Below are 12,953 nucleotides of genomic sequence, written 5' to 3'. Positions count from 1 at the left end.
TTGCTGGTTTCGTGTGTTCGATCGCATCGAACGATAGGTTGATGGCGTCGAGGGGATCAAGCGACATGGGTATACGCAGGGTTTACTCGTAGGGCGCGCCCGTGGTCGTGCGGAAGACGCCTGAGTGGGTATCGGGTGATGGCGTTGCAGGCGAGATGTTTGAAGTTAAGCCGGTGGTCACCGGCAGCAGTCGGGGTCGAGGACCACACAGAGCGCGGCCAGAGCGTCGCGGTGGACGCGGTGGACGACGTTCATGCCTTGGCGTTCGGAGTTCACGAGCCCCGCTTTGCGGAGTTGGGAAAGGTGATGGCTGACCGTGGATTCAGCCAGCCCTACCGCGTCGGCGAGTTCGCCGCCATTGCGTCCGTTCTCGGGGCTGGCCAGTAGTAGCGACATCAGTTTGACGCGCACCGGATCGGCGAGAGCTTTCAACCGCAGGGCCACGTGTAGGGCGGCCTCGTCGTCGATCGGGCCCGCGGCCACAGGAGGGCAGCACAAGGGGGTCGTCATGTCGATGACGGGCAGCGCTTTGGGCATGAAATCCATCCTACCGACAATATCGACTTATGTCGAAAAGGTGGCACACTGGGCGCTGTCAACTCTTCGATATATGTCACACAGGTGGTGGTCATCATGTCACGTGTTCAGCTCGCACTCAACGTCGACGATCTGGAGCAGGCCGTCGAGTTCTACTCGACCCTGTTCGGAGTCCAGCCGGCCAAACGCAAGCCCGGCTATGCGAACTTCGCGGTCACCGAGCCGCCGCTGAAGCTGGTCCTCATCGAGAATCCCGGTCAGGGTGGCAGTGTGAACCATCTCGGGGTCGAGGTGGAGTCCTCGGAGAAGGTGCACGCCGAGATCGCGCGCCTGTCGGAAGCCGGTCTGTTCACCGAGGAGCAGATCGCGACCACGTGTTGCTTCGCCACCCAGGACAAGGTGTGGGTGACCGGCCCGAATGCCGAGCGGTGGGAGGTCTACACCGTGCTGGCCGATACCGAGCACTTCGGCACCGAACCTCGGTTCGCGGGGAAGGACGACGGCGAGGCGGTGCAGGCGTGCTGTGGCACCGACGGCCGCGGCGACGTTTCCACCTCTGAGGCGGAGGTCGAGTCGGGCGTGGCGTGCTGCGCCCCGGCCGCTGCCGCTCGGTAGAGCCCGGGTTTCGGCGTGACCGATGTGGAGACCGCGCCCGCGGCGGCGGAGGACGGGTTGTCGCGGGCGGGGCGTCGCCGGGTGTTGGCGGTGCTGTGCCTGACCCAGATATCGAGCTGGGGGATCCTGTACTACGCGTTTCCGGTGTTGTCGACCTCGATCACCGCCGAGACGGGGTGGTCGGCGCCGGTGATCACCGCGGCGTTCTCGCTCGGCCAGCTCGCGACCGCGCTCACCGGGATTCCGGTGGGCGCGTTGATCGATCGGACCGGTCCGCGGCGGGTGATGACCGCTGGATCGGTTCTCGGGGTAGCCGCCTTGGTCGCGATCGCGTCTGCGCCGAACCTTGCCGTGTTCTATCTTGGCTGGCTGGCGGCCGGGGTGGCGATGGGGGCGGTGTTGTATCCGCCGGCGTTCGCGGCGCTGACCCGCTGGTGGGGTGCCGAGCGCGTGACCGCGCTGATGATCCTCACTCTGGCCGGTGGTTTGGCGTCCACGGTGTTCGCGCCGCTCACCGCCGCTCTGGACACCAGCATCGAGTGGCGTGCCACCTATCTCGTCCTCGCCGCGGCTCTGGCAGTACTAACGATCCCGGCGCATTGGTTCGGACTGCGGGCGCTGTGGCCGGATCCACCAGTCCCGACCGTGGCTGCGCATGCCGACCACTCGCAGATCGCGCGCAGCCCACGCTTCGCCGCGCTGGTCGTGACCATGTGCCTGGCGGCGTTCGCCAGCTTCGCCGGCATCTTCAACCTCGTCGCTCTGCTCCAGGAACAGGGCTTCGGCCCCGGTCTGGCTGCGACCGCGCTCGGGCTCGGCGGCGCCGGACAGGTTTTGGGCCGGATCGGATATCTGCCGCTGGCCCGCCACACCGGTGTCACCGCCCGCACCGTCGTGGTACTGGCTGCTCTCGCCGCTTCGACTGCCCTGCTCGGGGTGGTGTCGGCGGTGATCGTGTTGATCGCGGTCGCGATCGGTGCGGGGTTGGTGCGCGGGATCTTCACGCTGATCCAGGCCACCGCGATCACCGACCGGTGGGGCGCCACTCACTACGGCCGGTTGAACGGCCTACTGTCCGCGCCCGTGGTGGTCGTGTCCGCGCTGGCCCCGTGGGCGGGCACCGTGCTGTCGGCGTGGACCGGCAGCTACGCCCACACCTACCTCATCCTCGGCGCCGTCGCCGCCCTCGCCGCGATGATCGCGCCACTTACCGGTATCCGTGTTTCGAAGAAAGAAATGTTGTGACAAGCGAATACGACTATGACGCGGTGGTCATCGGCGGCGGCCAATCCGGCCTCGCCGCCGCCCACCACCTCACCGCCGCAGGTCTGAGCACCGCGGTCCTGGAGGCCTCGCCGGAGGCGACCGGGTCGTGGCCGCGGTACTACGACAGCTTGACGCTGTTCTCCCCTGCCCGCTACAGCTCGCTACCCGGGCGACGGTTCCCCGGGGGTCCGGACCGGTACCCGCACCGCGACGAAGTGATCGACTACCTGCGCTCCTACGCCGCAGCCCTGGACGCCGAGATCCACACCAGCACTGTCGTCGATTCCGTCGCCTCCAGCGACGGTGAGGGTTTCGCGGTCACCACCGGATCGGGTGCGGTGTTCACCGCGCCGCGGGTGATCGCGGCAACCGGGTCGTTCGGTTCCCCGTTCCTGCCCGCCGTGCCCGGCCGCGACGAGTTCGGAGGCCGGGTCCTGCACGCTAGCGAATACCGTCATCCGGGCGAGTTCGCCGACCAGCGGGTGGTTGTGGTGGGCGCGGGGAACTCCGCGGTGCAGATCGCCGCCGAACTGGCCGGACATGCGAAGGTGGTGCTGGCCAGCCGGGCGCCGGTGAAGTTCGTGCCGCAGCGTCCGCTGGGCCGGGATGTGCATTTCTGGTTCACTCTCACCGGATTCGACGCCGCCCCGCTGGGCTGGATCGTGAAACAGGCGCCGACGCAGCCGGTGCTCGACGCCGGCCGTTACCGGGCCGCGCTCGACGCCGGGAAGCCGGAGCGACGAGAAGTGTTCACCGCCTTCAACTCCGAGGGAGTGGTGTGGCCGGACGATACTCGCACGCCGGTGGATGCGGTCGTCTTCGCCACCGGTTACCGCCCGCACCTGCCCTATCTCGCCGGTGTCGGGGCGGTGACCGAGTCCGGGGTGCCGCGACAGCGCCGAGGCCTGTCGCTCACTCATCCGGGGCTGGGTTTTCTCGGGTTGGAGTGGCAGCGCACTCCGTCGTCGAACTCGCTGCGTGGGGTGGGCCGGGACGCGGCCTATCTGGTGCGGCGGCTGCGGCCGGCGACGGCACCGCAGCGGGAGCACGCCGAGTGACCACCGCACCGCTGGGCACGGGTTCGGAGGTGCTGGTCCGGGGTGGGCGCGTGCTGTCCGCCGATGGCACCCCGATCACCTACCTGGTCCAGGGTTCCGGGCCGGTGCTGCTGGTGGTGCACGGTGGCTTGGGCAGCGCGGTGAGCATGCTGTCGCTGGCCGGCTATCTCGCCGAGCACTACACGGTGGTGGCGATGAACTGCCGCGGTCACGGCACCTCCGGAACCCCGCAGTCGGCGCCGGATATCGCGCACGAGGTCGCCGATATCGTCGCGGTGATCGATGCGGTCGGGCCGGTCGAGGTGGTGTTCGGTTACTCCTTCGGTGCGGTCCTGGCCCTGGAAACCGCACTGCGCGCATCGGATCGGGTGTCGCGGCTGGCCGTCTACGAACCACCCTTACCGGTCATGTACCCGATTCCTGATCTGTCGGCAGTGGATGCGGGGATCGAGGGCGGGGATTACGAGCGTCTGATCCTGGATGCCTCCGCGGTATCCGGCGGGTTCTCTGCTGCTGAGCTGGCCGTGCTGCGTAGTGATCCGTTGTGGTGGCACAAGGTCGCCCAGGCCCCGACCCTGGCCGCGACGTTGCGGGTGCTGGCCGGCCTGGATCCCGACGTGGGCCGCTACGCCGCGATCACCGCCCAGACTACGGTGATCACCGGCACCACCAGCGCCGACTACATCCTCGACGCCGCCGACCGGCTCACCACAGCACTCCGGAACCCGATCCGCAAAACGCTGTCGGGACAAGGCCATCACGTCGCCCTTGGCGGCCTGGCCCAGGCCCTGCTCTCGGGTTAGGTGGTGAGGGTGTCGAGGCGGCGGCCGATATCCGGCCACCAGGCGGTGGCGGCCCCGTAGCCGATGAGGCAACCACCCAGCTGACAGACAACGATCACCAACGCCAGCGCCGGATCCAGTCCGAGCACGACCGCGCCGGCGACCACGGCGGGGTTGCCGAGAAACCCTGCCCCTGTCACCAGGAACACCGCGGCAGCCAGTGCGCTGGCACCGGCCGTGGACATTCTCAGCGTCGGTGTGCAGGTGGCGGCGAAGAACGAGATGACCGCCGCTGCGGCGGCGGTCATCTCGCTCAATGCGTGCACACCACCCGGGGCGGGCACCGCCGGAGGGGTGATCCCGGCCAGGAAGCACCCCGCGGCCACCCCACCGGCCACGGCAGTCGCTGCCGCTACCTGGGTGAGGAGGTGGCCGGCGAGCAGAGGGCCGGACAGGCTTTTTCGGCGTTCGAGTAGCGCATCGGCCACAATCAGTAGCGGGTTCCACCGCGGCTCCCGGCTCCGGAACAAGCCGGTGCCAAGGGCCAGGAACGTGACCGTCACGGCCGCAGTGAGCCCCGCCCGGGCTGGCCCGGGGCCGACCAGATGCGCTGCCCACCAGCCCGTCACAGGCGCCGCCATCACCACCCCAGTGCCGAGCAGGTCCGCGCGATATCGCGCGGATGCCCGAGCACCGAGGCCCGGTGCGGGCGTGGCGCCGGTCATCGCTGCTACCTCGACGGTGGTCGGCTGAGCGGGGTTCAGGCGTGGGCGGGCAGTAGATCGGCGATGAGCGCCTCCACCCGTGCACGGATCGCGTCGCGGATCGGGCGGACCGCTTCCACGCCTTTGCCGGCGGGGTCTTCCAGGTCCCAGTCTCGGTAGCTGATTCCAGGGAAGACCGGGCAGGTGTCGCCGCAGCCCATGGTGATCACCACATCCGAGGACTGCACCGCGGCGGGGGTGAGGATTTTCGGGGCCTGGGCGGTGATATCGATCCCGACCTCGGCCATCGCCTGCACTGCCGCGGGGTTGAGGTGTTCGGCGGGGGCGCTGCCGGCGGAGCGGACCTCGATCGCCCCGTCGGCGAGGTGGGTGAGGAATCCGGCGGCCATCTGGGAGCGCCCGGCATTGTGGACGCAGACGAACAACACACTCGGCTTATCGGTCACAGCAAAAGCCTTTCAGGCGGTGGGGACGTCGAGTTCGGCGAGCAGGGCACGCACACGGGTTTCGATCTCGGCGCGGATCGGCCGGATCGCGGCGACATCGAGACCGGCCGGATCGGGCAGGTCCCAATCCTCATACCGGCGACCGGGATACACCGGGCAGGCATCGCCGCAGCCCATGGTGACGATCACGTCGGCGGCTTTCAGGATCTCCTCGGTCCACGGCTTCGGGTACTCGCCGGTGATGTCGATCCCGATCTCGGCCATCGCCTCGACCGCAGCCGGATTGATCTCGTCTCCCGGTTCGCTGCCCCCGGACCAGGCGATGGCGTGCTCGCCGGCGAGGTGAGTGAACAACCCGAGCGCCATCTGGGAACGCCCGGCGTTGTGGGTGCACAGGAACAGCACGGTCGGGGTCCCGGTGTGGTGGAGGCCTTCGACCTTGGCCAGGGCCTGGAGGCGTTGGCGGGCGAACCGTTCGGCCAGCAGGGGAAGGAAGTTGACGATGGTGGCGCGGCCGGCGAACTGTTCGTAGGAGGAGTGCAGGAACCGTTCGATGGTTTCCACACCGAAGGTGCCGTCGAACTCCCGCTGTAACCGGGTCGCCGCGGTTTTCAACGCCACATGCTGGTCAATGGACAGATCCGCGCGCAACGCGGTAGCGGGAAGGGGTGATTCGGTCATATCCGTTGTCCGATACTCGAGAAGGAAGGGTTCAGGATTGGACAGGTGAGCTCAGTTCGGCCACGAGGGCCCGGACGCGGGCGGCGATATCGTCACGGACCAGCCGCATCCGCTCCATACCCTCGATCCCGCGCTCCGAGGGTTCATCGGTCTCCCACCACAGCGCCCGCACACCGTCCGGGACGTTGAGCTGGGCTTCGCGACCGAGGATCACCACCAGATCAGCGCGAGCGAGCAGCCCGGCGTCGACCGGTTTCGGGACTCCGCCGCTGATATCGATCCCGACCTCGGCGAGCGCTGCGACCGACAATGCGTTGAGCTTTTCGCCCGGATCGGTGCCCGCCGACAGCGCGACGACCTCACCGGCGGCGGCCTGGCGCATCAGCCCGGCCGCCATCTGCGATTTGCCGCTGTTACGCACGCAGACGAACAGCACCAACACAGTCACCGGACCGTCACCTCGGCTTCAGCGCGGAATCGGTTGCGCAGGGCCAGCGATACATACACCAGGGCGACCAGGACGGGGACCTCGATCAGCGGGCCCACGACCCCGGCGAGGGCTTGCCCGGAGGTGGCGCCGTAGGTGGCGATCGCGACCGCGATGGCGAGTTCGAAGTTGTTGCCCGCCGCGGTGAACGCCAGTGTGGTCGTTCGCTCGTATCCGAGGCCCATGACGGCACCGAGCAGGTAACCCCCGCCCCACATGATCGCGAAATACGCCAGCAGCGGGATCGCGATGCGGACCACGTCGAGGGGCTGGGAGGTGATGCGGTCGCCTTGCAGCGCGAACAGCAGCACGATGGTGAACAGCAGGCCGTAGAGAGCCCAGGGCCCGATTCGCGGAATCAGCGTGGATTCGTACCAGTCGCGGCCTTTGGTACGCTCGCCGAACCTGCGGGTGAGGTATCCGGCCAGCAGCGGGATGCCGAGGAAGATCAGTACCGATTTCGCGATCTGCCAGGGCGAGGCCTCGATCGTGGTCTGTTCCAGGCCCAGCCATCCGGGCAGTACCGAGAGGTAGAACCAGCCCAGCACGGCGAACATGATGACCTGGAAGATCGAGTTCAACGCCACCAGCACGGCGGCGGCTTCGCGGTCTCCGCAGGCCAGATCGTTCCAGATGATCACCATGGCGATACACCGCGCGAGCCCGACGATGATCAGTCCGGTCCGGTACTCCGGAAGATCGGGCAGCAGCAGCCAGGCCAGCGCGAACATCAACGCCGGACCGAGTACCCAGTTCAGCACCAGCGACCCGATCAGGAGGCGGCGATCGCCGGTGACCGTGTCGAGGCGGTCGTAGCGGACCTTGGCCAGCACCGGGTACATCATGATCAGCAGCCCGATCGCGATCGGCAGCGAGATCCCGTCGATTTCCACCGCGGCCAGGCCGTCGCCGAGGCCCGGTATCAGACGGCCGAGCAGTAGACCGGCGGCCATGGCCACGCCGATCCAGACGGGCAGGAACCGGTCCAATGTGGAGAGCTTGCCGACCACACCCGGCGCGGTGGTGGTGTCGGTGGCGCTCATGCGGTGACCTCGGCAGCCTCGCCGCTTTCCAGCAGCAGCGCGTCCGAGACTCGCGCCAAAGCCTGCGGGACAACCCGGTAGTACACCCAGGACGCGCGGCGTTCGCTGGTCAACAGTCCCGCAGAGCGCAGTACCTTCAAGTGGTGCGAGATCGTCGGCTGGCTCAATTCGATGCCCTCGGACAGATCACATACGCAAGCTTCCATCCCCGACCGCGACGCGATCGAGCTCAACAACCGCAGCCGCACCGGGTCCGACAGTGCCTTGAACACCGCTGCCAACTCCACCGCAGCCTGCGCCGTCAGTGGCTCGCGTACGTGCGGGGCGGGGTGGCAGGCCTCGACCGATATCACCGGCAACTGCGATTTAGACATACGTCGATATTGACGACTATCTATTCTGGAGGCAAGTGAACTCCGGGTGAACGTCATCCGTGGTCGAGACCGTCTGGCGTTCCGCTGCGCGGCGATATCGCAAAATGCCGGTGTCTGCCCACTGCCGCCTTCAGATCGGTGTGGCGGGTGTGCGGCAACCTCGGACTGCTCGAGGCTCGAGGAGGTCACCGAAGATCACGCTGCCGAGGTGGTGGGCGTCAGGCAGTTCGACGATGTCGCCGTTGATGCCCGAGTGACCGTCCGCCCACTTCTGGGCGGTGCGGCGTTCGGTGAAGAAGTTGAGGTGACTGCAGCAGGTTTCGGCAGAGGGGCCCAGGCCGGCTTGTGCGCCGACGAACACCACCGTGGTGGCCGGTTGTGCGGTGACGAGTTGGCTGCCGGCGGTGATGGTAATCGGGTCGTTGGTCTCCGGGTCAGTGGTGGTGATCGTGACCTGTGTGCCGAGCATCGCGCTGATACCGAGTGCGTCCACGGCGCACATCGCGTAGACAGTCGGGCCGCCGGCGATTCGTACCCGATGAGGGGTGGGTGTGCCCGAGAACGGATACGCGGCCACGATGATCCCATCGGTGTCGGTCCGGATGACATCGGCGTCGTGGAGGTGCTGCAGAATCTGCTCGATCGGCACCGCGTGTCCAGAAAAGGTTTCGGCTAATTGGGCGGCGGTCGGTGCGCAGCCGCTGGTTGCGAAGAATCGCAGGATGGCCTGATGCACGGCCGTTTCCGTCGGGTCTGCCGGTTGTGCGGCCGCCCGCCAGGTGCTCAGTGCGGCGGCGGGGTCCGCGGTGGACGGAGTGCAGCACCTGGTTTCTGCGTCGCTTCTGAGTTGCTCACCGTCAGCCGAGGTCGATCTCAACGCAGTGCGGAGCGCCGTGACCGAGGGGGCTCCGCCGAGCGTTCCGTCCTCCTGCGGGTAAAGGCGGCAGGACAAGCTGGGGGCATTGCCCGGTGTGGCGAAAGGGTCGCGGCCGTCGATCAGCAGGGTGGGGGAGCCGGTCATGCCGGTCGAGGCGGCTTGCTCGGGGTCATCGATGATGTGGTGGGTGATCTCCGGCGTGATCGGCCGACCGGCGGTGGCCTCATGGAGGCGTTGTTCGAGTACCGCCACATTGGGACAGTCGGGGACCTGGAGGATATCCAGCTTCATGAGCGTGGTCCTTCCTGTAGTGAAGTGAGAATGGGGCAGGATCGGTGAGCGCGGGGCAACTCGCATGTCGCGATGAGCTCGGTCAGTGCGCGCTGCATGTTGTGCAGGTCGGCGATCCGTCGTCGGATCTCGGCGACCCTTGATTCGGCGAGTACGCGGACGGCGTCGCAGTCGTCGGGACCGCCGTCGGCCAGCCGTAGGAGGTCGGCGATCTCATCGAGCGTGAAGCCCAGCTCCTGGGCCCGTTTGACGAACCTGACCACGTCCACGGCGTCCTCGGGGTAGCGGCGGTAACCCGCTGGTGACCGTTCCGGCCGCGCCAGGAGGCCGCGCCGTTCGTAGTAGCGCAGGGTCTGGACATTGACACCGGCCCGAGAGGCCAGCTCACCAGTTCGCATGCCCCTCATTCTCAACCCTGTACCTACGTACCGAGTCAAGGATCGTCCTGTTGAGCCGATTCAGATCCCACGGCTTTCCGAGTTCCCGAGCACCGGCCGGAATTCGCGGGCAGAGACCACCCGAACCCTACGAATCAGATGGCAGCCTGGCCTGGTGTCGATGATGAGCTCGTTTGCCGCGCTGACTATCGGCATGAGTCTCTACGTCGGTTAGCTGTGGGTGGGTGCTGTGTTCATCACGCCGTCACGCGACGGTGCCGCTGCGCCGACCATTGTTTCGCCTACCTACCTACCTACCTACCTCAAAAGGCGTGGTATCCGACCCAACTGGCCCTACTTCAATGGGTAGAGAGTCTGCTCTGTCGCGGCGAAGGCGGTGTCGAAATCGGCGGCCAGCACTGCGCTGACAGGGCCTACGACCGAGCGCTGTTCCCATGTGCGGCCGGTGCGGCTGCGCCAGGCCGCGCCCGCGACATCTACGCCCCACAGAGAACCGTCGTCTGCGGCCGAAAGCAATACCAGACGCGGCGCGCCGGGAACGTTCGTGAGGGTACGTCCTGTGTCGGTGCTGTGCTGCAGGCCGTCGGCGGTGGCGGCCCATAGCCCGGTATCAGTGACGGCGAGTGCATTCGCACCGACGGCGGCTCCCGTAGTCCAGGTAGCGCCGGCGTCGGTGGAAGCGAGTAGGCCGGTGACTCCGTCGAATCCGACCAGCAGCCGGCCGTCGATGGCCAAGGCGTGGAAGTCGACCTCGCCGGTCAAGGATTTCGATGTCCAGGTGTGGCCTCCGTCGGTGCTCTCGATCAGTCCTAAGGGGTTCGGTGCTGAACTCGAGGGGCCCGGGTGCCCGGACGCGAACAGGTGGTCGGTGCCCGGGACGCCGGTCAGTCCCATGAAGTCGTCGTCGGAGGCGCCGACCGGGGTTGTGCGCCCGTCCGCGCCGAGGGCGACGAGGCCGCTGTGGGTGCCGGCCAGAACGGTTGCGTCCGGGGAGAGGTGCAGGCCGTGCAGGTGATCGAGCGCGGGTCTCAACGCGATACCGGTTGCGGACAATGCCGGGATCGGCGTCGTCGGGGTGGGTGTTGTGAGCGGTTGCCCGGTGGTGCAACCGGTGAGCACGGTCAGGGCGGCGAAGGGGAGAAGGATACGCGCGCAGGGACGCAGGGACGATCTCGGCATCAGGACAGGGAGCTCGCTTCGGTTCGTGGGTGGTCAGGTATGGGCCAGGCGGGCCGGGTCGAGGTCGAGGCGGCGCAGTAGTTGGGCGTTGAGCGCGACGACAATGGTGGACACCGACATGAGCACCGCGGCGACGGCGGGAGAGATCGCGATACCCGCGAACGCCAGCACACCCGCGGCCAGCGGGACGGCGATGATGTTGTAGCCGGTGGCCCAGAGTAGGTTCTGCCACATTTTGCGGTAACTGGCGTGGGACAGTTCGATGATCGACAGCACCGCGCGGGGGTCGTTGGCGGCGAGGACGACCCCGGCGGATTCGATGGCGACATCGGTGCCGGCGCCGATCGCCACGCCGACGTCGGCGCGGGCCAGGGCGGGAGCATCGTTGACGCCGTCGCCCACCATCGCGACCTTGTGCCCGCGGTTGTGCAGTTCGGTGACCTTCGCGTCTTTGTTTTCGGGCAGTACTTCGGCGAACACCTCGTCGATTCCGAGGTCGGCGGCGACGGCGTCGGCGACCTGACGGGCGTCACCGGTGATCATCGCGACCTGCACGCCGCGGCCGTGTAGCGCGTCGACGGCGCGGCGGGACTCGTCGCGAACGGCGTCTTCGAGTGCGACGGCGCCGAGGACGCGGTCACCGTAGACGATGTGCAGCACCGAGGCGCCGCGTTGTACCCAGCCGCGGGTGACCGTGGCGATGTCATCCGGTACCGGCAACCCTGAATCGGCGAGCATGGCCGGGCCACCGACGGTGACCTCGGCGCCGTCGATATCGGCGCGCACCCCGCGTCCGGGCAGTGAGCGGAAATCGGTGGCGGTGAGTTGTTCCGATACCAGAACCCGGGTTTCGGCTGCGGCCACGATGGCCCGTGCGAGGGGGTGTTCGCTATCGGCTTCGACGGCCGCGGCGAGCGCGAGCAAGTGCTCTTCGCTCGTACCGGCGGTGGCAGTGAGCCCGGTGAGCTGGTGACGACCCTGGGTCAAGGTGCCGGTTTTGTCGAACAGCACCACATCGACGGTGCGCATGTGCTCGAGCGCGAGACGATCTTTGACGAGTACTCCGGCTTTTGCGGCGCGTTCGGTCGATATCGCGATGACCAGCGGGATCGCCAGACCCAGGGCGTGGGGACAGGCGATGACGAGGACGGTCACCGTGCGCACCACCGCCTCGTCGAGATTGCCGAGCAGCGCCCAGATCACGAAAGTCAGTGCACCGGTGCCGGCAGCGAAATAGAACAGGAACGCGGCGGCTTTGTCCGCCAGCGCCTGAGCGCGAGAGGAGGACGCTTGGGCGTCGGCGACCATGCGCTGGATACCGGCCAGCGCGGTGTCCTCGCCGACCGCGGTGACCCGCACCCGCAAGGCGCTGTCGGTAGCGACGGTGCCGGCGACCACGGTGTCACCGATATCGCGGGTGACGGTCTTGGACTCACCGGTGATCATCGATTCGTCGACCTCGGCCCGGCCGTCGGTGACCGTGCCGTCCGCCGGTACCCGGGCACCGGCACGCACCAGCACCAGATCATCGCGGGACAACTCTGCCAGCGGGACCTCGGCGACACCGTCGCCCGTGACTTTCTCCGCGGTATCGGGCAGCATCGCGGCCAGGGCGTCGAGCGCACTGGACGCCGAGCCCAGCGCCCGCATCTCCAGCCAGTGCCCGAGCAGCATGATGACGATGAGCAGGGCCAGTTCCCACCAGAAGTCCAGCTCGAACCCGCCCAGCCCGAGGGTGGTAACCCACGACGCGACGAACGCGACCGTTATCGCCATGGCGATCAACAGCATCATCCCGGGCCGGCGGGAACGCAGTTCGCTCCAGCCGCCGGTGAGGAACGGCGTCCCACCGTAGACAAAGATCACCGTGCCGAGGACCGGCGGGATCCACGAGGCACCGGGGAATTCCGGCAGATGGTAGCCCAGCAGCTCGGCGACCATATGGCTGAATCCGACTACCGGCAAGGCCAGGATCAGGCTGATCCAGAACCGGCGCCGGAACATCTCCCCGTGTGCCCCGTGCCCGGCATGCCGATCATGACCACCGTTATCGCCGTGGTCGGGGTGGGCGTCATGACCGACGTGGGCGAGGTGTTCGCCCTGGCCGGCGGGCCGGTCCCGAGCATCCGGTGGTGGGCTTTGTGTGGACATGCCGTGGTCGTGCCCGGTGGGCGCCGGGTCCGGGTTGGGGTGC

General features: G+C 67.6%; 15 protein-coding genes. 4 read left to right on the top strand and 11 right to left on the bottom strand.

The window, feature by feature from the left end; genetic code table 11:
• Positions 1-177: 177 nt before the first annotated feature.
• Positions 178-537, bottom strand: a complete 360-nt coding sequence (locus tag FEK34_RS15780; RefSeq protein ID WP_040793607.1) for an Rv2640c family ArsR-like transcriptional regulator — start codon at positions 535-537, stop codon at positions 178-180.
• Positions 538-633: 96 nt separating this feature from the next.
• Here FEK34_RS15780 and FEK34_RS15775 point away from each other — a divergent pair, with 96 nt between their 5' ends.
• Genes FEK34_RS15775 through FEK34_RS15760 form a run of 4 tightly spaced genes read left to right on the top strand, consistent with a single transcriptional unit; the run spans position 634 to position 4,279 of the window.
• Positions 634-1,152, top strand: a complete 519-nt coding sequence (locus tag FEK34_RS15775) for an ArsI/CadI family heavy metal resistance metalloenzyme (RefSeq protein WP_040793606.1) — start codon at positions 634-636, stop codon at positions 1,150-1,152.
• A gap of 15 nt (positions 1,153-1,167) precedes the next feature.
• Positions 1,168-2,397: an MFS transporter gene (locus FEK34_RS15770; protein WP_083874789.1), complete on the top strand. Its 1,230-nt coding sequence runs from the start codon at positions 1,168-1,170 to the stop codon at positions 2,395-2,397.
• Positions 2,394-3,476: a flavin-containing monooxygenase gene (locus tag FEK34_RS15765; RefSeq protein ID WP_040793580.1), complete on the top strand. Its 1,083-nt coding sequence runs from the start codon at positions 2,394-2,396 to the stop codon at positions 3,474-3,476. The genes FEK34_RS15770 and FEK34_RS15765 overlap by 4 nt, the downstream gene beginning before the upstream one ends.
• Positions 3,473-4,279 carry an alpha/beta fold hydrolase gene (locus tag FEK34_RS15760; RefSeq protein ID WP_245551288.1) on the top strand — a complete coding sequence of 269 codons (807 nt, stop codon included), beginning with the start codon at positions 3,473-3,475 and terminating at the stop codon, positions 4,277-4,279. The genes FEK34_RS15765 and FEK34_RS15760 overlap by 4 nt, the downstream gene beginning before the upstream one ends.
• Here the strand turns inward: FEK34_RS15760 and FEK34_RS15755 are convergent.
• The 10 genes from FEK34_RS15755 to FEK34_RS15710 all read right to left on the bottom strand — a co-directional run bounded on the left by FEK34_RS15755 (position 4,276) and on the right by FEK34_RS15710 (position 12,910).
• Positions 4,276-4,821, bottom strand: coding sequence for a hypothetical protein (locus FEK34_RS15755; protein WP_138448547.1), 546 nt, complete (start codon positions 4,819-4,821; stop codon positions 4,276-4,278). The two genes, FEK34_RS15760 and FEK34_RS15755, sit on opposite strands and share 4 nt — an antisense overlap.
• A gap of 197 nt (positions 4,822-5,018) precedes the next feature.
• Positions 5,019-5,429 carry an arsenate reductase ArsC gene (locus tag FEK34_RS15750; RefSeq protein ID WP_138448546.1) on the bottom strand — a complete coding sequence of 137 codons (411 nt, stop codon included), beginning with the start codon at positions 5,427-5,429 and terminating at the stop codon, positions 5,019-5,021.
• A 12-nt stretch (positions 5,430-5,441) separates the two neighbouring features.
• Positions 5,442-6,110: an arsenate reductase ArsC gene (locus tag FEK34_RS15745; protein ID WP_040793577.1), complete on the bottom strand. Its 669-nt coding sequence runs from the start codon at positions 6,108-6,110 to the stop codon at positions 5,442-5,444.
• 31 nt (positions 6,111-6,141) lie between these two features.
• The gene (locus FEK34_RS15740) at positions 6,142-6,558 is read right to left on the bottom strand and encodes a low molecular weight phosphatase family protein (RefSeq protein ID WP_068043553.1); all 417 of its coding nucleotides are present in this window, start codon (positions 6,556-6,558) and stop codon (positions 6,142-6,144) included.
• Positions 6,555-7,640, bottom strand: coding sequence for an ACR3 family arsenite efflux transporter (arsB, locus tag FEK34_RS15735; protein ID WP_068043551.1), 1,086 nt, complete (start codon positions 7,638-7,640; stop codon positions 6,555-6,557). Before arsB ends, FEK34_RS15740 begins: the two co-directional genes overlap by 4 nt.
• Positions 7,637-8,014 (bottom strand): ArsR/SmtB family transcription factor, encoded by a 378-nt coding sequence (locus tag FEK34_RS15730; protein WP_051133682.1) that lies wholly within the window; start codon positions 8,012-8,014, stop codon positions 7,637-7,639. Before FEK34_RS15730 ends, arsB begins: the two co-directional genes overlap by 4 nt.
• A gap of 130 nt (positions 8,015-8,144) precedes the next feature.
• The gene (gene merB / locus FEK34_RS15725; protein ID WP_249359216.1) at positions 8,145-9,035 is read right to left on the bottom strand and encodes an alkylmercury lyase family protein; all 891 of its coding nucleotides are present in this window, start codon (positions 9,033-9,035) and stop codon (positions 8,145-8,147) included.
• Positions 9,036-9,178: 143 nt separating this feature from the next.
• The gene (locus FEK34_RS15720; protein ID WP_040793573.1) at positions 9,179-9,580 is read right to left on the bottom strand and encodes a MerR family transcriptional regulator; all 402 of its coding nucleotides are present in this window, start codon (positions 9,578-9,580) and stop codon (positions 9,179-9,181) included.
• A 333-nt stretch (positions 9,581-9,913) separates the two neighbouring features.
• Positions 9,914-10,759 carry a F510_1955 family glycosylhydrolase gene (locus FEK34_RS15715; protein WP_051133681.1) on the bottom strand — a complete coding sequence of 282 codons (846 nt, stop codon included), beginning with the start codon at positions 10,757-10,759 and terminating at the stop codon, positions 9,914-9,916.
• Between the two features lie 33 nt (positions 10,760-10,792).
• The gene (locus FEK34_RS15710; protein ID WP_138448614.1) at positions 10,793-12,910 is read right to left on the bottom strand and encodes a copper-translocating P-type ATPase; all 2,118 of its coding nucleotides are present in this window, start codon (positions 12,908-12,910) and stop codon (positions 10,793-10,795) included.
• Positions 12,911-12,953 lie beyond the last annotated feature (43 nt).

It is taken from the genome of Nocardia cyriacigeorgica (assembly GCF_005863245.1).
Classification (GTDB): Bacteria; Actinomycetota; Actinomycetes; order Mycobacteriales; family Mycobacteriaceae; genus Nocardia; species Nocardia cyriacigeorgica_C.
Note: the sequence above shows the minus strand (reverse complement) of the source record. Positions and strands in the feature narration are given on the sequence as shown.

What these genes read in the sequence shown, in the direction of transcription:
- FEK34_RS15780 (WP_040793607.1), bottom strand. Translation starts at nt 537, where the DNA reads ATGCCCAAAGCGCTGCCCGTCATCGACATGACGACCCCCTTGTGCTGC.
- FEK34_RS15775 (WP_040793606.1), top strand. Translation starts at nt 634, where the DNA reads ATGTCACGTGTTCAGCTCGCACTCAACGTCGACGATCTGGAGCAGGCC.
- FEK34_RS15745 (WP_040793577.1), bottom strand. Translation starts at nt 6,110, where the DNA reads ATGACCGAATCACCCCTTCCCGCTACCGCGTTGCGCGCGGATCTGTCC.
- arsB (WP_068043551.1), bottom strand. Translation starts at nt 7,640, where the DNA reads ATGAGCGCCACCGACACCACCACCGCGCCGGGTGTGGTCGGCAAGCTC.
- FEK34_RS15730 (WP_051133682.1), bottom strand. Translation starts at nt 8,014, where the DNA reads ATGTCTAAATCGCAGTTGCCGGTGATATCGGTCGAGGCCTGCCACCCC.
- merB (WP_249359216.1), bottom strand. Translation starts at nt 9,035, where the DNA reads ATGACCGGCTCCCCCACCCTGCTGATCGACGGCCGCGACCCTTTCGCC.
- FEK34_RS15720 (WP_040793573.1), bottom strand. Translation starts at nt 9,580, where the DNA reads ATGCGAACTGGTGAGCTGGCCTCTCGGGCCGGTGTCAATGTCCAGACC.
- FEK34_RS15715 (WP_051133681.1), bottom strand. Translation starts at nt 10,759, where the DNA reads ATGCCGAGATCGTCCCTGCGTCCCTGCGCGCGTATCCTTCTCCCCTTC.
- FEK34_RS15710 (WP_138448614.1), bottom strand. Translation starts at nt 12,910, where the DNA reads ATGTCCACACAAAGCCCACCACCGGATGCTCGGGACCGGCCCGCCGGC.